The sequence below is a fragment of the Bergeyella cardium genome, assembly GCF_009914665.1.
Classification (GTDB): Bacteria; Bacteroidota; Bacteroidia; order Flavobacteriales; family Weeksellaceae; genus Bergeyella_A; species Bergeyella_A cardium.
On the sequence record NZ_CP029149.1, the window covers coordinates 313,112 to 334,934 of the forward strand.

15 protein-coding genes are annotated in these 21,823 nt (G+C 39.7%); 6 read left to right on the top strand and 9 right to left on the bottom strand.

What is annotated here, in order from left to right:
* The first annotated feature begins 3 nt into the window (after positions 1-3).
* A complete protein-coding gene (gene uvrA / locus DBX24_RS01510) occupies positions 4-2,841 on the top strand; it encodes an excinuclease ABC subunit UvrA (RefSeq protein WP_160223759.1) in 2,838 nt (945 codons plus the stop codon).
* Between the two features lie 833 nt (positions 2,842-3,674).
* On the opposite strand, the gene DBX24_RS01515 is transcribed toward uvrA, so the two are convergent.
* From DBX24_RS01515 to DBX24_RS01545, 7 genes are all read right to left on the bottom strand, one after another.
* Positions 3,675-4,670 carry a WaaS/CpsH family glycosyltransferase gene (locus DBX24_RS01515; protein WP_160223760.1) on the bottom strand — a complete coding sequence of 332 codons (996 nt, stop codon included), beginning with the start codon at positions 4,668-4,670 and terminating at the stop codon, positions 3,675-3,677.
* Positions 4,671-5,807: an NAD-dependent epimerase/dehydratase family protein gene (locus DBX24_RS01520; RefSeq protein ID WP_160223761.1), complete on the bottom strand. Its 1,137-nt coding sequence runs from the start codon at positions 5,805-5,807 to the stop codon at positions 4,671-4,673. It lies immediately after the preceding gene.
* 11 nt (positions 5,808-5,818) lie between these two features.
* Complete coding sequence (locus DBX24_RS01525; protein WP_120488678.1) at positions 5,819-6,616, bottom strand: glycosyltransferase family 2 protein; 798 nt, start codon at positions 6,614-6,616, stop codon at positions 5,819-5,821.
* A gap of 12 nt (positions 6,617-6,628) precedes the next feature.
* Complete coding sequence (gene recR / locus DBX24_RS01530) at positions 6,629-7,240, bottom strand: recombination mediator RecR (protein WP_120488677.1); 612 nt, start codon at positions 7,238-7,240, stop codon at positions 6,629-6,631.
* Positions 7,241-7,366: 126 nt separating this feature from the next.
* Entirely contained in the window at positions 7,367-8,380 is a 1,014-nt protein-coding gene (locus DBX24_RS01535) for a diphosphomevalonate decarboxylase (protein ID WP_120488676.1), read from the bottom strand.
* Between the two features lie 12 nt (positions 8,381-8,392).
* Positions 8,393-10,153, bottom strand: coding sequence for an AMP-dependent synthetase/ligase (locus tag DBX24_RS01540; protein WP_160223762.1), 1,761 nt, complete (start codon positions 10,151-10,153; stop codon positions 8,393-8,395).
* An 88-nt stretch (positions 10,154-10,241) separates the two neighbouring features.
* Positions 10,242-11,249: an NAD-dependent epimerase/dehydratase family protein gene (locus DBX24_RS01545; protein ID WP_120488674.1), complete on the bottom strand. Its 1,008-nt coding sequence runs from the start codon at positions 11,247-11,249 to the stop codon at positions 10,242-10,244.
* Positions 11,250-11,603: 354 nt separating this feature from the next.
* Between DBX24_RS01545 and DBX24_RS01550 the strand changes: the two genes are divergently transcribed.
* The 3 genes from DBX24_RS01550 (at position 11,604) to yidC (ending at position 15,056) form a co-directional block, all read left to right on the top strand.
* Positions 11,604-12,182, top strand: a complete 579-nt coding sequence (locus DBX24_RS01550; protein WP_160223763.1) for a hypothetical protein — start codon at positions 11,604-11,606, stop codon at positions 12,180-12,182.
* 11 nt (positions 12,183-12,193) lie between these two features.
* On the top strand, positions 12,194-13,048 hold the full coding sequence (locus DBX24_RS01555; RefSeq protein WP_120488672.1) for a nucleoside phosphorylase: 855 nt from the start codon (positions 12,194-12,196) through the stop codon (positions 13,046-13,048).
* Positions 13,049-13,265: 217 nt separating this feature from the next.
* Positions 13,266-15,056 carry a membrane protein insertase YidC gene (gene yidC, locus DBX24_RS01560; RefSeq protein WP_160223764.1) on the top strand — a complete coding sequence of 597 codons (1,791 nt, stop codon included), beginning with the start codon at positions 13,266-13,268 and terminating at the stop codon, positions 15,054-15,056.
* A gap of 169 nt (positions 15,057-15,225) precedes the next feature.
* Here yidC and DBX24_RS01565 read toward each other — a convergent pair whose 3' ends face one another.
* Both DBX24_RS01565 and DBX24_RS01570 read right to left on the bottom strand, forming a co-directional pair.
* Complete coding sequence (locus tag DBX24_RS01565; protein WP_160223765.1) at positions 15,226-15,927, bottom strand: hypothetical protein; 702 nt, start codon at positions 15,925-15,927, stop codon at positions 15,226-15,228.
* Between the two features lie 17 nt (positions 15,928-15,944).
* The gene (locus tag DBX24_RS01570; protein WP_160223766.1) at positions 15,945-16,544 is read right to left on the bottom strand and encodes an HmuY family protein; all 600 of its coding nucleotides are present in this window, start codon (positions 16,542-16,544) and stop codon (positions 15,945-15,947) included.
* Positions 16,545-16,728: 184 nt separating this feature from the next.
* On the opposite strand from DBX24_RS01570, the gene DBX24_RS01575 reads away from it, so the two are divergent.
* Entirely contained in the window at positions 16,729-19,656 is a 2,928-nt protein-coding gene (locus DBX24_RS01575) for a reprolysin-like metallopeptidase (protein WP_160223767.1), read from the top strand.
* Between the two features lie 464 nt (positions 19,657-20,120).
* Positions 20,121-21,785 carry a S8 family serine peptidase gene (locus DBX24_RS01580; RefSeq protein WP_120488667.1) on the top strand — a complete coding sequence of 555 codons (1,665 nt, stop codon included), beginning with the start codon at positions 20,121-20,123 and terminating at the stop codon, positions 21,783-21,785.
* Positions 21,786-21,823 lie beyond the last annotated feature (38 nt).

The window sequence follows — 21,823 nt, forward strand, 5'->3', positions numbered from 1 at the left end:
AAGATGAAAAAGCAGGAAGAAGCTAAAGAATATATAGAAATATACGGTGCAAGGGAGCATAACCTGAAAAATATAGATGTAAAAATCCCGAGAAATCAGCTGGTGGTGATTACAGGTCTCTCAGGAAGTGGGAAATCCTCGCTGGCATTTGATACAATCTTCGCAGAGGGGCAAAGGAGGTATATAGAGACTTTCTCGGCATATGCACGGCAGTTTTTGGGAGGCTTGGAGCGCCCTGATGTGGATAAAATAGAGGGTCTATCACCTGTAATTGCCATAGAACAGAAGACAACGAACAAAAACCCTCGCTCAACGGTGGGAACGGTAACCGAACTGTACGACTTTTTACGACTGCTCTTCGCTAGAGTATCCGATGCATATTCTCTCACCACTGGTAAAAAGCTAATAAGCTATACTAAGGAGCAAATTCTCACTACTATTAAAAATAATTATCAAGACCAAAAGGTATACCTGATGGCTCCAGTCATAAGGTCAAGAAAAGGGCATTATCATGAACTTTTTGTACAAATGGCAAAAAAAGGCTACTCTCAAGCCCGAGTAGATGGAGAAATTATAGATATAGAATATGACCTAAAACTTGATAGATACAAGACCCACGATATAGACATCATTATTGATAAATGGATGATAGGCGAGACAAGCACCGAGGGTCGAATGGAAAAGTCATTAGAAACAGCCTTGGAACTTGGGGATGGCATTATCGGAATACAGAAAATGGGAAAAGAGAATATTGAATACTTTTCTAAAAACCTGATGGATGATGATACAGGACAGTCCGTAGCACTGCCAGAGCCGAATACTTTTTCTTTTAACTCACCAAAGGGAAGTTGCCCACACTGCAAGGGTTTAGGAACGATAAAGAGGGTAAACCCTGCATTTTTTGTTGAAAACCCCAAAATTTCTATTAATGCGGGAGCATTGCTACCACTTGAAGACATTAAATCTAATAAATGGATAGTTTCTCAGATTAAAAATATATTGGAGCTTTTTGGTCAGGAGCTTTCTACGCCATTTGAAGAGATAGTTCCTGAGGCTTTGGATGCGATTTATAACGGGATACACAAAGAGGAAATCCGAGAGCTGAAGCATGCTGGGATTTCAAAGAAGATTCGGATTAATTTTGAGGGGCTTATCGCCATTATTGAGGAGATGATAGGGCAAAAAGAGGCGTATGACGCTACACTTTTGGAGAGGCATTATACGACGGAGGAGATTTGCCCAGAGTGTAAGGGGGCGAGGCTAAAACCTGAAAGCCTGAGCTTTAAAATTGATGAGAAGAATATAGCAGAAGTGGCCTCGCTAAGTCTTTCTGAGCTGATGGAATGGCTAAATGAAGTGGAGGACACCTTTTCTGAGAAGAATAAAGTAATTGCTCACGAGATATTAAAGGAGATACGAGGGCGATTGCAGTTTTTATTGGATGTAGGGCTTGATTATCTGAGCCTGAACCGAAGCTCTCGCACGCTTTCGGGGGGAGAATCTCAGCGAATTCGTCTTGCTACGCAGATAGGTTCTCAGCTTGTGAATGTGCTTTATATTTTGGATGAGCCATCTATTGGTCTTCACCAGCGGGACAATGAAAGATTGATTAAATCGCTTAAAAATCTAAGGGATATAGGCAATTCTGTACTCGTAGTGGAGCATGATAAGGAGATGATTATGGAGGCTGATGAGGTATTAGACATCGGTCCGAGGGCTGGGAAGCTTGGTGGAGAGGTACTTTGGCAAGGTTCGCCAAAAGATTTGGTGAATGCAGAGACGATTACGGCTGATTACATCAATGGGAAGAGGAAAATTGAGATTCCTAAGGAGAGAAGGCTGGGGAATGGAAAATCCTTGATACTGAAAGGGGCAAGTGGGCACAATTTGAAAGATATAGATGTGGAAATACCCCTTGGAAAGCTGGTGGTAGTGAGTGGTATATCGGGAAGTGGGAAGTCTTCGCTGATTAATGGGACGCTCTACCCTATTCTGAACAAGCATTTTTATCGTGCGATACAAGAACCGCTGCCCTATAAGTCTATTGAGGGCTTGGAGAATATTGATAAGATAGTGGATGTGGATCAAACGCCGATTGGTAGGACTCCTCGCTCGAATCCTGCGACTTATACGGGGGTATTTTCGGATATTCGGACGCTATTTGCGGCACTTCCAGAGAGTAAAATCCGTGGTTACAAGCCTGGGAGGTTCTCTTTTAATGTAAAAGGAGGAAGATGCGAGACCTGCCAAGGTGGTGGGCTGAAAGTCATTGAAATGAACTTCCTTCCTGATGTTTTTGTGCATTGCGAGACCTGCCACGGGAAGCGATTTAACAGAGAAACACTGGAAGTGAGGTATAAAGGGAAGTCTATTTCGGATATTCTTGAGATGACGATAGATGAAGCAGTGGAATTCTTCCAGCCTATACCGAAGATTTATAATAAAGTGAAGACATTGCAGGAGGTTGGGCTCGGCTATATCAGTCTTGGGCAGCAATCTACGACGCTTTCTGGGGGTGAGGCGCAAAGAATAAAGCTCGCTACCGAACTTTCTAAAAAACAAACAGGTAATACCCTCTATATCTTGGATGAACCTACGACAGGTTTGCATTTTGAAGATGTAAAAATCCTGATGGAATCGATTAATAAGCTTGTGGATTTAGGGAATAGCTTTATTATTATAGAGCATAACCTTGATGTGATAAAACTTGCAGACTATCTCATTGATATTGGCCCAGAAGGTGGGAAGAATGGCGGGATAATCGTAGCAAAAGGGACTCCCGAAGAAGTAAGCGAAAATAAAAACTCGGTTACAGGGAGCTTTTTGAAAAGGGAATTGTAATAAAGGGGTCTAAGACCCCTTTTATTAGGTCAGAGACCTATTTTTTGGGGATCAGAGACCCCTTTTTTATTTGATTTTAGGGGGAGAAATAGGGAAATACTGTTTTCTGCTCCCCTACCCTAGCGTATTTTAATGAAAATAGAGGAAATAATGCTTTAAATAGTGCTTAATTTTATGGGATTTTCAGGGTTTTAGGTAGGAGTATTGAATTTTTATAGCAGAGTAAACCTTTTTACTGGTTGAGTATTCAATTCTTTATGTTGAGTATTGAATTTCTGATAATTTTAGGGTGTTTTTAGGGTAAAAAATGGGGTCATTTTGTTAAATTTACAATATTTTAGGTCGAGTATTGGATTTTCATAGTGGAGTAAATCTTTTTACTGGTTGAATATTCAATTCTTCAAGTTAAGTATTAAATTTTTGCTTGTTTTGAAGCATTTTTTAGGGTGAAAAATGCCTTTTTTTGTGCAAATATTTAGTTTTTTGGTTGAAGTATTGGTTTTTTCACAAGAAGTGAGGTTTTTTTCGAGTGGAGTAAGGCTTTTTCCTAGTTGAGTATTGAATTTTTGATAATGAGCAAGGTTTTTTACTGATTGAATATGTATTTATTCGTGTTGAGTATTGGTTTTTTGATAAAAAGTAGAGCGTTTTAGGTGGGGAGAGAGAAGATTTTAAGGTTGAATATTGGTTTTTTAATAAAAAGTGGAAGATTTTGGATAGGGGGAGAGAGGGCTTTAGGTGTAAGGAGAGGAAATTTTAAGGGAATGGGAGCTATTTTGAGAAGGATTTTCTCTATTGAAGAGGAGGGAAAAAGGATTTTGAGAGGGAGAAGGCTATGCAGAGAAGAGGGTTTGGAGCCAATTGTCAAGAGAGAGTGTATTGAGGAGCTCGGGAGGGAGAGGAATGAAGGGAGTTTGGAAAAATGAGAGTGGGATTTGGGGATTCTCTCGGTTGATTACGAGAATATTCTGAGGAGTATAGAAATTATACTGCTGAATATCAGGATTTGTAGTGATAAGTTTATTTCCAGAGGCGAGAGCTTCGAAGGTACGCATTGTAAGCCCTCTTTGGAAAGGTTTATTGATGTCTAAAACTGCTGTAGAACGGCGATAATAGCTGTAAATCTGCTGATGAGAGAGTTTATGAAAGCTGATTTTTGAGGAATCAAAGTATTTGAGATGAGGATCGAAGAGTTTTTTGAGCTTGAAGACCCATTTATTCATTGCATAGTAATAGAAAAAGGTGTTGAGGTGGTTTTTTTCGATGACTTTTCTGACTTTTTCGCCTACGATATAGCGGTCGGTGTGTGCGGAGCCGATGAAAACGAGGTCAAACTCTTTTTTTTGACTGGTTTCTTGCGTATTATAATCAGGAATAAAGAAGAGAGGGAGGAAATGAAGGTGTAGTTCTTTAGCATCGTGAGGGTCAAAGCTGAAGGCTTCATCAAAATAGGGAAGATGGGCTTTGAGGTGAGGATATTCGCTGAAAGAATCGAAGGAATAGTAGATTTTTTTAGTATGAGGATGGCTATTAATCAGTTCTTTAAGAAAAAAATCGGGAACAGCTTCGCCTTTTATTAGGAGGAAATAATCAAAATGTTGATTGGTGATATTTTTTAGTATGGAATGATAGTATTTATTGATTTTGTGCTGGATAAAAGACTTGTTGAGCCTAATAATTCCCTTCTCAATGAGGGTATTTGAGGGTCGCTCATCGAAGAAAATTACCTCAGCACCGAAATCTGTGAGGCGCTGGGCGATTTTCTTTTCGTATTGAAAGAAACTGACTGAGAGAAAGAGGATTTTTTTGCCTTTTAGATTCATATTCATTTATTTAAGGAGACCTTTTTTCTTCATTTCTTCGATTGATTCTTTGAATTTTACATCTTTTATGCTTTGTTTGATAACCCATTGGGTGAATTTTTGTATTCCTTCTTTGAAATTAACCTTAGGATGGAAGGAAAGGAGGTTTTTTATTTTGGTAATATCGGCGAAATTATGGCGAATATCGCCTATTCGGAAGAGACCAGAGGTTTCGGCATTGGTAGTTCTATTATAATTGCGTATCAACTCATTAGCAACAGTGATAATATCTGTATTAATGCCTGTACCGACATTAAAAATGTGGTTATTGGCTTCGGTTTTCTCAATGGCTTTGATGGTAGCATCGATGACATCGCTGATATGGATGAAATCGCGGGATTCTTTGCCGTCTTCAAAGATATTTATGTCGTTTCCATTGAGAATCTGTGCAGAGAAGATGGATAATATGCCTGTGTAGGGGTTTAAGAGAGACTGTCCTTCGCCATATACATTTTGGTACCTTAATGATACGGCGGGGATGCCGATTGCGGCGCAGAGTGTCATAATCATCTGCTCTTGTGTGTGTTTTGTGATGCCGTAGAGGGAAATTGGGTGCGTTTTGGAGTTCTCATCGGTGGGAAGAGGAGTGAGCAGTTGATCATCATTGTATTTCACCTCAAAATCACCTTTTTTCATATCTTCAACTCGTCTTTGAGTAGGATAAACGATGCCGATTTCGGGGTGAAGGTACTTGCCTTCGCCGTAGAGGGCTCGAGAAGAGGCGAGAATGACCTTCTTAATGCTATGAGAAGGGGTATTTATCAGTACATCAAGCATTTTAGAGGTGCCAAGGACATTAACTTCGGTGTATTTATTCACTTGATACATTGATTGACCAGTGCCTGTTTCAGCAGCGAGGTGAACAATGACTTCTTGGTCTTTAATTGCTCGTTCCCAATCGGATATATTGGTTACATCGCCGTGAATAAAATGGACTTTATTGTGAATACTCCTGTAAAGAGGCGAATTTTCTAAGGGATGAGTGCTGTGAATTTGTGGAGAAAGGTTGTCTAACACCGTAACTTTGTGTCCTTTATCTATAAGCTCGAGCGAAAGGTTGCTACCGATAAAACCTGCACCTCCTGTAATGAGAATTTTTAGCATTTTGAGAAAAATTACCTGCCAAATTTATGATAAAAAGTGCGGAAGCGAAGAAAAATGTATTTTAACCTGTAAAAAATGCGGTAAATAATGAGTTCTATGAAGGATATTCGCTTCATTAGGTACATTTCTTTGAGGTTTTTTCTGTATCCTTTTGCCATTTCGGGGAGGTTGGCGGATAAACCCGATACACCGAATGTTCTTTTGCCTTGACCTGCGATAACCAAGCTCTGATTGAAGATAAATAAGTGATGTTTTTCAGAGATTTTTAGCCAATAATTGACATCTTCAGCGTAGTTTTGATTTTCACAGAAGTAACCAATGCTATTGAGAATCTCTCTCTTGAAAATAACGGTAGAAGGCTGGATTTCATTACGAAAAAGGAGCTTTCTAAATGTGACTTTGCAGAGATTTTTACGAGTAGCGTAGGGGAAAAGGAGTTTTTTATCATTAAAACGGGTAGCTAGGAAATCAATTTCCTGATGATGAAGTAAATAATTGAGCTGGGTTTCTGTTTTGTGGGGGAGCCACTCATCGTCTGCATCAAGGAGGGCGATATAGCTGCCTTTGGAGTGCTTTAAGCCTGCATTTCTGGCGGAAGAAACCCCTTTATTCTCCTGATTAATAAGATGAATGTCAAGCTCTGGATGGGAGTGGATAAAATGTTCTACCAACAACTGACTATTATCGGTAGAGCCGTCATTAATGATGATGATTTCTAAGCTATTATCAAAATTTTGAGCTTTAATTGAGTTTAAAGCGCGAATAATACTGCTTTGAGCGTTGTATAAAGGGATGATAACGGAAAGCATAGGGGTAGGATTTTAGCTTTTTTCGTTGTAAGGAGAGCGGTTGATAATCGAGCGGCCGAGAGAAGCTTCATCGGCGTACTCTAACTCGTCCCCTACGGAAATTCCCCGTGCAATACTGGAAAAAATCACAGGGAAATGCTTCATTTTTTTGTAGATATAATAGGCTGTAGTGTCTCCTTCCATCGTTGCACTAAGGGCAAAAATAACTTCTTTTACCGTGCCTTCTTCTAATTTGTTTTTAAGAGCAGAAATATGGAGCTGATTAGGACCGATACCCTCTATGGGAGAGATTTTACCACCCAAAACGAGATATTTGCCTGTGTATTTGCCTGTATTTTCTATTGCCATTACATCCCTTACATCTTCTACAACGCAGATAAGTTCGGGATTGCGACTATTACTCGCACAAATGCTGCATTTTTCATCGTCTGAGAAGTTGTAACAGTCGGTACAATAGTTAATTTCCTGAACAAGTTTTTTTAATGAATCAGCGAGAGCTAAAGCCTGGGTTTCATTTTGTCTCAAAAGGTATAGAGCAAGCCTTAGAGCGGATTTTTTTCCTATTCCTGGTAGCCCAGAAATCTCTTCAACGGCTTTAGAAAGGACTTTACTTGGATATTCCATTCGGCAAAGATAGGGATTTACTCAAAAGAGCATTCTACTAAAAAGATTGATAAAAAAATCTTTGCTTCCCAACAAAGATTTAAGGTATAGATTTAGTGAAATATGCTATTGTATAAGAGAAATCTTTTAGAATTTCATAAAATCTTTTACTACTCCACCATTCTGAGTGTGAGGCATTAGCTCTTTTTCTATAAAACTTATGATGGCTTGCTCTCCTACCCCTCCAGAAGGGAAAAGGAGATGGACATTGGCGCCTGCATCAAGGGTAAAGAACAGAGATAAGGAGGTTTCTTTACGAAAAGCCCAGATTTTATTGATGACTTCCAAAGTAGAGGTTTTCATCAGGATGAAAGCAGGCTCACTCATCATCATCATTGCGTGTAGCGTAAGAGCTTCGTGCTCTACTAACTTGATAAAACCTTCTAAATCTCCTGTTTTCAGGATATTTTTTAGAGTAAAAAAGTTATCCCTCGCCTCTTGGAATCGCCTTTCTGCATAAGGATTGGTATTCATAAGGCTATGACCGAGTGTGGAAGAAACGGACTTCTGCCCTTCGTGGATGAGGAGTACCCAATCATTAAAATCCTTAAAAACAGGGTGAATATCTTCATTAGGATAGGGAATAGCATACTCGTCTGAGCTGTTTTCTACGGCTTCGGTCTGCCCCCAAACCACTAAACCATTATAAAGGCTTCGGCAAGCACTTCCACTGCCCAAGCGAGCCAATAAAGAGGCTTTTTGAAGGGTGTTTTCTTGATTAGGCTGAAGCTGAGTATCTATATCTACCAAGCATTTAGCGATGGCTCCAAAACCAGATGCCGAACTTGCAATTCCAGAGCTGTGTGGAAAAGTGTTTTCTGTGTTAATAACAAACTTGCCACTTAAAACCCAAGGCAAATAAACCTCAATTTTCTTAAAATATTTCTCAATTTTATCGGCAAAAAGCGGTTCTTCCTTTCCAGAAAGAAAAGTTTGAACGGAGAACACCTCCCCCTGTATAAATTGCATCTCTGTAATGGTCTTACAATGATTGAGGGTATAGCTAATACTGGGATTTGCTGGGATTTGGTTATCATATTTCCCCCAATACTTGATGAGAGCGATATTTGAAGGGCAAGTCTGAACACTGGTATAAGTCATATCCAATAAATATTAATGCTGGTACATCTGATCAATAAGTTCAGCATATTTATGAGTAACAATATTTCGCTTGATTTTAAGAGTAGGAGTAATTTCTCCCGATTCTATATCAAATTCATAAGGCATTAGGGTAAATTTCTTCACCTTTTCATAGCCATTGAGGTCTTTTTGTAAATCGGTAATAATCTGAGTATACAGATTTCTGATTTTCTCATTCTCTACAAGCTCTTTATGGTTTTTATAAGTGATATTTTGCTTCTGAGCGTATTGCTCTAATGCCTCAAAATTAGGGCTAATAATCGCAGTAACGAATGGTTTACCCTCCGCTATCAGCATCACTTGAGCGATAAGATTATTCTTGCAAAGGAGATTCTCAATAGGCTGTGGAGCAATATATTTACCGTTGGAAGTTTTCATTAAATCCTTAATTCTATCGGTGATATAAAGGTTTCCTGTCTCGGAAATATAACCAGCATCCCCCGTACGGAGCCATCCATCTTCAGTAAATACTTTGGCTGTTTCCTCTGGCTGTTTGTAATAGCCTTTCATTACGCCTGTACCTTTTACAAGGATTTCATTATTCTCTCCTATCTTTACTTGGCATTCCATAGGCTCGCCAGCACTGCCGTGCTCGTATTGAGTAAAAGGGAAGCAGGTTACTGTTGCCGTAGTTTCAGTCATACCATAGCCCACGGTAATATGCAAGCCCATAGCATCAAAGAATTTGGAGATTTCCGCATCAAGAGAGGCTCCACCACAAGGGGAAAACCATAGTTTGCCACCGAGTTTGTTTTTAATCTTGCCGAAAACCAGCGTATTTGCCAAAACATTCTTTAACTTTAAGCTGAAAGGAACGGACTTTTGCAATCTTTTAAGCTCAGCTACACGGCTACCGACAGACATAGACCAAAAAAATATCTTTTTCTTCAACGGAGAACCAGAAACGACCAGCTCATTAATTCCGTTATAAATTTTTTGATAGAATCTTGGGACTACGCACATCATTGTAGGCTTCACCTCTGGAAGTGTATGAGCAATGAGCTTTGGGTTTTCTAAAAAGCTAACTTTTGCACCAAACGAGAGAACGAGAAGCGTCCAACTTCTCTCGAAGACATGGCTTAAGGGCAAGAATGCCAGCGAATGCTCTCTTTCAAAGTTTTTAAACTTGAAATACTTCATATGGGCATCAAAGGCTTTGGTCAAATTGCCGTGAGTAAGCATTACGCCTTTGGGAGTACCTGTAGTTCCAGAAGTATAAATAATCGTAGCTAAGTCATCATCAGTTCTCGGGATGATATCAAGGGTTTCATCTGCATCTAAGATAAAATCTTCGAGGTATTGGCTGTATTCTTTCTTAATCCAAACCAATTTTTTAGCAACGATAATCTGACGAAGCGTAGGGCAGTTCGGAAGTAAATTATAACAGACATCATAATGGTCTTGCGCTCCTGCAAGGATGATTTTTACCTCTGCATCATTAATGATATACTGAGTTTGCTCGGTATTATTGGTTGCATAGATGGGAATGGTAACCGCTCCGAGAGCCATTACAGCAAGGTCAAAGGTAATCCACTCCGCAGAGTTATCGGAATAAATCGCAACTTTGTCACCAGGGGAAATACCTGCGTTTTTTAAAGCGTTTGCCGTTTTAAAAACCAGTGTACGGAACTGCTTCCAATTGATGGACTTCCATTCATCTTTCTTTTTAAATCCAATGGCAGGATTTAGTGGAAATTTTTGAACATTAGCGTTCAAGAATTCAGTAAGATTCATTTATTTTCGGTAAATGATTAAATTAAAATTCTGTTTTTGCGCATTCTAATTTATGTATTGCATAATTTAGACTTGCAACAATACGGATTTATTTTGAAGTTTTAAAACTTTGATCTGCTAAATAGTTTTCTAAGTGGAAGTCTATACTCTCTTTTACAGGGATAAAATCAAAATTTAATCTTCTTCTTATCTTTTGATTGGTGATGTTAATATTTGAGGTAACGGCATTGATATTTGCCTTATTCATCAGCTTTAATCTTGGGAAAATAAAGCCAAAAACATTTAAAAATCTCGCTGCATTAAGGAGTTTATCGGAAAGGATTTTCGTTTTCCCCAGTCCTAATCTCTGCCGTATTTGGTTTCCTACTTCCTCATAGGATTTATTCTCTGAAACGATGACAAAGCGCTCTCCAAAGGCATTTTCATCCATTAATTGAACGGCAATTTGGGCTACATCTCTCACATCTACGAAGGCTGTGCCGCCAGAGAATGTATATTTAGAAGTTTTGAAAAGCAAAGCACTACTTCGTCCCCAGTTCCCACTGCCAATTATCACACCTGGGTTTAGAATAATGGTATTCAGTCCCTCTGCACTTGCGCGCCATACTTCCATTTCTGCGAAGTGCTTGGATTTTGCATAGGCAGAATGCGCTATTTTAGGATTAAAATCAGATTCTTCATCCAAGTAGCCCTGCTCATTAAGCCCATCTAATACCGCAATAGAACTGATGAAAAGAAACTTTTTAATCTGAAAATCCTCACAGGCGTAGAGCAGGTTTTTAGTCCCCGAAATATTGGTATGATAGATTCCCTTCTTTTCAGAGGGGTTAAAACTTACCTTTCCAGCACAGTGGTAGACCTCTTCTACTCCGTGTAGTGCGGTAGAAATTGAGTCTATATCATCAAAATCGATATCTACCCAGTCTATTGTATTAAAATATTCTTCGGGGGTGTCTGTATAGAAGCGGAAGGAGTGTTTCACCTCATCTAGATTACTTTCAGGGCGTTTTGTAGCCCTTACTTTTCTCCCTTTTTTAAGGAGTTGAAGTACAATTACCCTACCTAAAATGCCCGTAGCGCCTGTTACTAAAATCATAAGGCAAAAGTACGAAAAGACTCTCTAACATCTAAACCAGAAAATACTAGGATAATTGTTTTTTTCTACAAAAAAATCAGCCTTTTTTACAAATAAAAACTTATATTTGCCTGTAATTACAACAAAAAGTAAATACTATGGTACAGCTAATTTTTGAAATAACCATTTATATACTAAACTTTATTAAGGATTCTTTAGCTTAGAGTTTTAGTTTTATTAATGAAAAGATACTTCTCTCTAAAAGAAAGGAGTTTTTTGTGATTATAACAAGATTATTCTTTACGGAATACATACCATAGCAGTAGCATTATCCCAAAAATATTTATTAAATTTGCTTTCCTATTTGCAGGATTTATGTTGTATATACTTATTGTAATATTATCTTTTTCATTATTTCTTAATCTCATCCGCTCTGGAATATTAAAAAAGTGGGCTACAGTCTTTCGTATTTTCAGTATTGCCTTAGGAGTGAGTTTATTCACTTACTGGTTTATAGAAAAAAGTATCGACAGGCTTTTGCAAAATTCTTTATCCCTGCAAATTATCAATGAGCTCCCTCAGCCATTGGATTTTTATATTATCACGCCTGATAAGAAGGAAGGAGATTCGCTCTATACTACCGAGCATTTTGGAAATATCCGTACAGACCATTACAGATTGGACAACCTTATGATGAAAAATTCCAGCGAATACTGGATCGTAGGCTATATAGGGAAAAATATTGCCTATTTCTCAAAGCAATCGGTGCCGAATATCAATATTGACCAAGTCATCAGCATTAATAATTACACTATTGAGGACGATAGCCTTGCCGAGACCGCTAAAGAATATATAGAGTCCTACAAAGCTGAGAATATGAATAATGCCTTCTGGGTTACAATGGGGCTCCTCTTGCTGTTCCTCAATATAGGTACATTCATTAAAATAAAGTAAAACTAAATATTATGTTAAAAAAACTTGCTGCTTCCGAGTTAGTTCTAAATGAAGACGGAAGCGTTTACCATCTCAATTTGCATCCAGAAGAAATTGCCGAAAAAATCATTTTAGTAGGCGACCCAGACCGAGTAGCCAGAGTATCCAAGTACTTTGACAAAATTGAGGTCAAGAAAAACAAGCGAGAATTCTACACCCATACGGGCGTACTCCGAGGAGAGAGAATCACCGTAATGTCCACAGGTATCGGTACCGAGAATATCGATATTGTGATGAATGAGCTCGATGCATTAGTGAATATAGACCTTAAGAATAAGGAGTTTAAGGATACACATAAAGCACTTCAGCTGTTCAGACTGGGGACTTGCGGAAGTGTAAACCCAGACATACAGGTAGACAATATGCTCGTTACCCAAAATGTAGTGGGGCTCGATGGTCTCCTTCATTTCTACTCAGACTATCAGTTTGAGAATGAATTTTCCAAAAATTTCCTCGAAAAATTCCCTTACGAGCGAATAAAACCTATGCTCTACTTCTCAGATTGGGCAGAAGACATCTCCTCTTACTATGCCGATGCTAAGTATCACGGGAATACGGCAACTTTCCCTGGTTTCTACGCTCCACAAGGCAGGCAACTAAGGCTAAAAGCCGTAGATGATAAATTCCTCGAAACCCTGAATGACCTCGGCGTAAGCAACTTTGAAATGGAAACTTCCGCAATATATGGGCTTTCAAAACTCTTGGGGCATAAAGCGCTTACCGTAAATTGTGTGATAGCCAACAGACGACGAGGAGAGTTCTCCCCAGACCACCACAATTCCGAAAGAATGACCATAGAATGGGTTCTCGAGCGCTTAATTCCATAAATACAAAAACCCTTTCATTATAATAATTTAAAGATGAGGCAGCAGTCTCATCTTTTTTTCTTTATAAAAATAGTCCATTAATACCCGCTCACTTGATACCATAGCCTATAAAGTAGTGATGTCAGCAGGTTTGGTAAAAAAACTGTATTTTTGTCCGCCTGATTTTACAGAGGGAAGACTTTCGTAGGGTCAGAAGGATATTTTAATATTAATTACGATGCAACAAAACAAAGGATTTGACAAAAACCAGCTCATCAACTTTATCATTTTCTCTGTCATCTTGATTGGAGGGATGTTTTACTTCCAAAACAGACAAATAAATGCAGAAAATGAAGCAAAAAACAAAACTATTACTCAAACTCAGCAGCAAGAATCTGCTCATCTGAACCTCCCAACCGATAGCACAGCAAAGGTAGAGCGCATTAATCTTAGCAATAAGGAGCTCAACCTTGAATTTTCTACTCAAGGCGGACTTCTAACCAAAGTAGAGCTGCCAGAATACAAGGCTTACAATACAAAAACCGATAATACCGACCTCCCGCTCAACCTTATTGCAGAGCATTCGGCATCTTATGGCTTTGAGTTTAAGGACGGCAACGGGAAAATCATCAGCACAAAAGATTTAATTTTTAGCCCGCAGGTTAAGGGCAACGAGCTCATCCTTACGGCAAATACTGGTGGTGCAGCGATACAGTTTATCTATACCCTACTCCCAAAATATAAAGTAGATTTCAGGGTAAAGACGCAGGGACTTTCCAATATTATAAAGGCTGACAATGCAGCTTTTGTATGGGATTATAAGGTAAGAAAACAGGAAAAAGGGCGCTCACAGGAGCAGTCTCACTCCGAGTTTTCGTACGCATTTAATAATTATAAGGACTATGACTACGACGGTAGAACCGAGCTCTCTGAGGAGGATGAAACCCTGAACTGGATTGGAGTAAAACAGCAGTTCTTTGCTTCGGTTATTGAGGCGAAAAATGGTTTCACGAAATCTCAGGGGCATCAGGACATTATAGAAAAAGGGGATATCCTCAAAAAATTCCAGTATTCTGGGCAGGTACAGCTTTCTGGCGGTGAGCTCAATCAGGATTTTAGCTGGTACTTCCTCCCACTGGATTTGGATTTACTGAAATCCTACGACAAAAACTTCGATGAAATCCTCCCTCTCGGCTGGGCATTCATCGGAGGAGTCAATAGGCTGTTCTTTATCCCAGTATACAATTTTATCTCCAATTGGGGTGTCTCCGCTGGCTGGGTTATTTTCATCATTACCATCGTTGTAAAGCTCATCCTCTCCCCCATCACCTTCAAACAGCACAAACTCTCAGCGATGATGCGCGTCATCCGCCCAGAAATAGACGAGGTAAATGCCAAGTATAAGGATGCCGACCCAATGAAAAAGCAGCAGGAAATAATGAATGTCTACCGAAGAGCAGGGGTTAATCAGCTCGCAGGCTGTATCCCTGGCTTGCTTCAAATCCCGATTTTCTATGCGCTTTTCAGGTTCTTCCCCAACTTCATCGAGCTAAGGGGTAAGAGTTTCTGGTTTGCAAAAGACCTCACTGCCTACGATGATGTGCTGAAACTCCCATTTACGATTCCGTTTCTCGGCTGGGACCACATCAGCATCTTCGCCATTGCCTGTACAGCGGTTATCCTCATCTATACGACGATGACAGCAGGGCAAATGCAGCAACCAACACAAGAAGGTATGCCAAATATGAAAGTGATGATGTACATCTTCCCCGTAACCTTCTTTTTCTTCCTCAACTCCGCAGCATCAGGGCTTTCGTGGTACTATTTCGTATCTAATGCCATCAACATCATCATTATTCTCGTTATCAAATACTGGATTCTCGATGAGAAAAAAATACACGCACAAATACAAGAGAATAAAGCCAAGCCTAAAAAAGAAGGTAAATTCCAAAAGAAAATGCGCGAAATGATGGAAAAAGCTCAGGAACAACAAAGATTACAAGAACAAAAACGAAACAATAAGCGCTAAGTAGCAAGCAAATATAAGAAGCACGGAAGATTTAATTCTCCGTGCTTTTTTAGTAATTGTACTCCATTTTGATGGAGCTGTAACAAGTAAAAATATGATATATGGTTATTAATTCTAAGGTATAAAGTAAGTATGGACTATTAAATAAAATCCATTAGCTAATAGCCAACTACTGCCCACAATAATAAGTAAGCCATTCGTAGTCCCATAGGTGTTTTGTGCCGTGGTGCTTCCCTTTGTTATCGGTTTTTCTTGCGAGATTTACGATATACTTTTTAGGTGAGTTTGGAGTAATGGTTACCTCTCCTTTGGCATTGGTTTCAAGGGTCATTGTATTATCTACACTGAAATCAAAGGCGATTTTCTCATTCTTAAAAGGTTTCTTTTTGAAGAAGGCTTTGTAAGTCTGAGTACCCACTTGCGAAGCGGTATTAATCCCTATCTGGAAGTACTTTTTATCACCGATAACGATGTCTTTACCTTCATCTAAGGTACTTACGAAGGCTACGGTCTGGTAGCGGATTCTCATTCGCTTATACACCTTTTTTACCAAATGATTTACGCTAAGGGTATAGATGCCGTTTTCCTCTATTTTAAACTCGGTGGAGTAGTAGAACTCGGCTTGTTTCTTGGTTAGGACTTGCTTCTTACCCGAAGGAGAAGTCAGCACGATTTGAGCTTCATTCAAATCTGAGTACCAGTTTGCTGTAGCCACAGGTTTTTCGGTTTCATTGGGCTCTGCAAAGAATAATCTCACTTCGTGAGTGCTTCCTACACTACCTTTCGGATTGGTCTCTAACCAGATTGCGTGGGCACTTACCACCCCAATAGCGAATACGGACAGGATAAAAGTAAAAATTGCTTTTTTCATTTTATAATTATTTGAATTTAAAACTTACCATCGGTACTCAGCTTGTACCTGAAACTTGGGTAACCCCCTTTTAATTTCTCATTAGTATAGTCGTAGAACTGAATTTTAGCATATCCTCCATTTGCTGTTTTGAGTACATATACCTCATTTCTCACTTTATACTTGCCCCCGCTTATATAGTCTACATAGAGAGAGGCTTCCTGAGAGAATGAACCTTCTTTTTTGGTTTCTACATTATTTATAACATCCCAACCTTTTAAAATACCCATCTGATCTACTTTATAATCTCCACTTGGAGCGGTAGAAACTAGATTCCAATTGGTAGCTTTGGTATTAATAGCTCCGCCTTTACCTTTCTTACCGGAAGTTCCGCTATTGGTTTTTATATACCACCTTTGGAGGGCTATATCCCAGCTGAGGTCATTTTCAGGATCGGCTACCTCTACGATTTCTCCTTTACCAAACGAAAAATACACCCATTTATCATATGAAGTGGCATTAAGTTTCTGAATGTCCTTGGTTACGGACAATTCTTGGGGTTCATCTCTGTCGTCTTGCTTGCAAGAACCTAAAAACAGTGCTCCTAGCACCATTGGAATAAAAACTTTCTTTAACATAATGATTATTTTTCTGCGAAAGTATAAAAATTTATTAGATTAATCTAACTTTTAAAATACAGAGTATATTTTTAACACTTAATAACAGGAGCTTCTATATTTTCATCTCCTAATATTTATCATAAAAAGAGGATTATATCAAGATAATTATTTACTTTCGCGACTAAATTTAAATAACGCTTTTATGAAAAAAGTAATAACATCCTTATTCATTATTGCTGCTTGGGTAGGTGCAAATGCACAGTGGACGCCTACTACAGCCTCAGAAAAAACAAAAAAAAGCTCCACTGATGATGTAAAATATTACAAACTGGACATTAACCAGATAAGAAAGGAACTCAATAATGCGCAACAGGCAGGGAAATCTTCCACACCTACGATTATTAATGTCCCAACGATAGATGGTAAGATTGAAAGGTTTGCTGTATACAGCCTCCCAGTGGTTGAAGAATCTTTTGCTAAGAGATATCAGCTTGGGTCCTATACAGGAGTGGGCATTGATGACCCTTCGGCGTATATTCGTTTCAGTGTAGCGCCTAATGACTTCCAATCTATGCTTTATAGAAATGGGAAGTATCAGTTCATCGAGCCTACGGATAGAGCCCAGTCCGTATACAGAGTATTCTATAAAACCAAGAAAACAGCTGATGGGAAAGCATTTGAATGCCTTACACACGACCATTACGATATTGACAAGCTAGAATCCAACCGCGATTTCTCTAAATCGGTAACCGATTTTAGCAGAACCTCTGACCGAAAATTCAGAAACTACAGACTTGCCGTTTCCGTAACAGGTGAATATACCCAGTACTTCGGAGGGGTGCCACAGGCAGCTACTGCGATTAATGCAACAATAACCCGTGTAAATGGAGTATTTGAAAAGGATTTTGCGGTACACCTTACCGTACAGGATCTCCCTCAGATTATCTTTACTGACCCTAAAACCGATCCTTATGATGATGCAAGTATAGGAGCAAAAGGTACTTGGAATCTACAGCTCCAGCGAACCCTTACCAAAGAAGTAGGCAATGATAATTATGATATAGGTCACCTCTTTGGACGAAGCGGTGGTGGCGGTAATGCAGGTGGTATAGGTAATGCCTGCCGAAACCCAAAAGATAATAATGATAAATCATCCAAAGGCTCTGGCTATACATCTCCAAATGTAGGAGGTCCAGAGGGAGATGCTTTTGATATTGACTTCGTAGCACACGAACTGGGGCACCAGCTTGGGGCAAACCATACTTTTGCTATCCGCTATGAAGGTACCCCTGTACAGGTAGAGCCTGGCTCTGGCTCTACGATTATGGGATATGCTGGTATTACTTCTGCGGATGTTCAAGATCATTCAGATGCTTATTTCAATGGGGCGAGTATTCAGCAGGTTCAGAATTATATTACCTCTCAAACCTGTGGTACTATTACCAATATTACCAATACCCCACCGGTAATAGATCCTCTCACGAATTATTCCATCCCGAAAGGAACTCCTTTTGTTCTAACAGCAAAGGCAACCGACGCAGAGGATAACGATAGACTTACCTATACTTGGGAGCAGGCAGATACGATGTCTCAAACAGTAACGACCGTAGTCGGAGATTATAAATACGGTCCTAAGTTCCGCTCGCTTTCCCCTACTACCAATCCTACAAGGTATTTCCCTAAACTTTCAAGCGTATTGGAAGGCAAGCTCGTTAATGAACAAGAATGGGAGGCAGTATCCAACATTGCAAGAGAGCTTAATTTCAATGTAACGGTAAGGGATAATAGCCCAAATGTACAAGAGCAACAGACGGCTACTGCTAAAATGAAAGTTACCGTAACCAATGACGGACCTTTCAGCATTATCAATAAAAAGGTATTTAATAATACGATTACAGACATTACTTGGGATACCGCTAAAACAGAAGCCGCTCCCTATAATGTAGCCAATGTAAAAGTAGATTATTCCATAGATGGAGGAAATACTTGGACGGTTCTCTCTGAATCTACTCCAAACGATGGTGGAGAAAAATATGATTTCAAAACCTTAGCAGATGATGCTGTGCTTTATGTAAGAATCTCTGCTATTGATAATATCTTCTATACCGTTAAAAAATTCAGCATTAGCAAAGCGGTAGAATGTGATGGCTCCCCAGTATTAGACCTCAATACTTCAAATATTACAATAAATGAAGCTACTGTAAGCTGGGAAGGTGTAGTAAATGCAGATAAATACAGCCTCAGATACAAGAAAACTTCTGATACGGATTGGACTACAGTAGAGGTGAATAGCACAAGCCACCATCTTACCAACCTTGAAGAAAATGTAGAGTATGAATTAGGCGTAGCATCCGTGTGCTCTGGTACAGTGGGCACTTATGCAGAAACTACATTCCAGACGAAAAAACTGGAATACTGCCCAAGCGAATCTAAAAACGCTACCGATGGACATATCATTAATGTAACCGTAACCAACCACCAAGGCACTAAGGTATCAAACGATTCTCAAGGTAAGCCTTACTCTGACTTTACCGAAGAGCCAGAAGCCTACATTACATTAGAAAAAGGTAGCGAAAACAACAGAATAGATGTTACCAAAGGCTGGAGAGCTAACAAATACAATGAAGGGGTAAGCGCTTGGATAGACTTCAACAGAGACGGTATATTTGATGACAGCGAGAAGATTCTCTCCTCATCACCAAGCAAAACTAATCCTGCATACAGAACCTTCGATGTGCCTAATGACGCTTATACGGGTAACTACCCTGTAAGACTCCGCGTAATCTTGAAATATGGTGAAACACCTAAGAGTGGTTGCGAGACAGGGTTCAACTATGGTGAAGTGGAAGATTATTCCGTATTCATTAAAGAGAATCTTGCAGTAAATGATGTACAGGCTAAGGCTCATCAGATCGTACTGTATCCTAACCCTGCTACCGATGTCCTCAACCTCTCTAAGGCATCAGCAAATGCTACCTATGAGATTTATAGCACTGCTGGTAATCTCGTGCAAAAAGGCAAAGTAGTAGATGCGAAAATCTCTATCACAAGCCTTCCTCAGGGAGTTTATATCATCAGTGTTAATGACAACGGTAGTTCCCAAAAACTTAAGTTTATTAAGAAGCCGTAGCACCGCAGCCGGTGAGGCTCTTATTTTATAATTATAAACAAAAAGCACGGAGATTCAGTCTCCGTGCTTTTTGCTTAGCAACTAGCTTCTGGCTATTAGCTAATAGCTATTAGCCAAAAGCTAGCATATTACATTATTGTTAATAAAACCCTATTAAAATTATCAAGTTTGCACTATTTTTGAGGTTTCACCTGGTTCGGAAGTGGGTGTTGGGTGGTCCCGAAGTGCCTGCAACCACCTCAGAACGGGGTAAAGGGTGGTCCCGAAGTGGCTGCAACTGGCTTTTGGCTTATAAGTAATTGCCTCCCGTGCTAACGGGTGCTCCCCACTCCCACTGAGTGGGGTGCTCTTAGTAAGAATCGTATCACCTGCAAGGTGTAAAGGGTTAAATTTACTATAATTTTTTGTGGAGAATGGGGTATTCAGCTACATTTGTAGCCTATTTAATTTAAAATATTTTCAAAATGAAAAGAATTTTTATAGCATCTGCATTATTGGCAGGCTTAAACTTGGCTTTTGCACAGCAAAGTGCAGATAAAAATCAGGGTAATGACCTGATGACTTGGTATCATAAAGACATTAAAACCGCGAATGTCTATGGTGTGAATACACAAGGGGCGTACAGCTTCTTAGAGTCCAAAGGGCTGAAGCCTACGCCTATTGTCGTGGGTGTGCTAGACAGCGGTGTGGAGGTAGACCACCCAGGGCTCATCAAAAATATGTGGATAAACACAAAGGAAATCCCTAATAATGGAATTGATGACGATAAAAACGGCTATGTAGATGATATACACGGCTGGAACTTTATGGGAAGTAGCAAAGGAGATGTAGATGTGGATAATATGGAGGTAACCCGAGTGGTAAGGCAGTATAAACCTCTATTTGAAAGCGAAAACTCAGCAAAAAACAAGGCGAACCAAGCCAAAATGCCCGAAGAGTTTGAAATGTATATGAAATCCAAAAAAATCTACGACGAAAAAAGCGTAGAAAGCAGGAGATATACCGCATTCTTCACCAAGCTGAAAGAGACCATCCCTACGATGATTAAGCTATTAAAAGGTAAAAACCTCTCTCAGGAAGTGCTTTCAAAAATTACTCCTACTCAGCCAGACGAAGCCATTGCATTGGATTTTCTTTCAAGGCTGGGACAAGACCCAGAGCTGAAGGGCGCTACTCCAGATAAGGTAAAAGACTATATGGATAATATGGTGAAAGAAGCGCTTGACCACTATGAGCCTTCCTCAAAACAGTATGACCTTGACTTTGATACCAGAGCAGAGCTCGTAGGCGATGATTATAACAACTACAACCAAAAACACTACGGAAATAACCACTACGAAGGTCCAGATGCCTTACACGGAACCCATGTGGCGGGGATTATTGCAGGCTACCCTCAGGGAGGCGAAGTGCAGTACGGAGTTGCTTCCAAAGTAGCGAAGATTATGACCGTAAGAGCCGTTCCAGACGGAGACGAGAGAGATAAAGATGTAGCTAATGCCATTAGATATGCCGTAGATAACGGAGCGAAAATCCTCAATATGTCTTTCGGAAAGCCCGTTTCCCCTGGTAAAAAACAAGTATGGGAAGCCCTTAAATATGCCGAAAGCAAAGGCGTACTCCTCGTAAAAGCCGCAGGAAACGAAAACGAAGACATAGAAGTATATGAATACTTCCCTACGAACTTCAAGAAAACATCTGATACCAAACCTTTCGTATCTAATATGATTGTAGTGGGAGCGAGCACCAATAGAAATGATGACTTAAAAGCGAGCTTCTCTAACTATAACAAGAAAATGGTGAATGTATTCGCACCAGGTGAGCAGATTTATTCTACCGTACCCGACGGCAAATACCAATACCTGCAAGGGACTTCTATGGCATCACCTGTAGTGGCAGGAGCAGCGGCATTGCTTTGGTCTTATATGCCAAGCCTCAGCCCACAGCAGATTATAGAATCTCTGGTGAAGACGAGTAATAAATCCAAGTCCGAAACAGGGCTTGCTGCACCCAACAATACTTTTGAAAACATCTCCGAAGCAGGAGGCGTAATAGATGTAGCAAAAGCGGCTGAATATGCCTACACCCATTTCTATAAAGACAGCAAAAAGGGAAGGTCTAAAAGAAAATAAAAATCTAAACCCTCCCAATAAACAAGAAAGCGACTGAT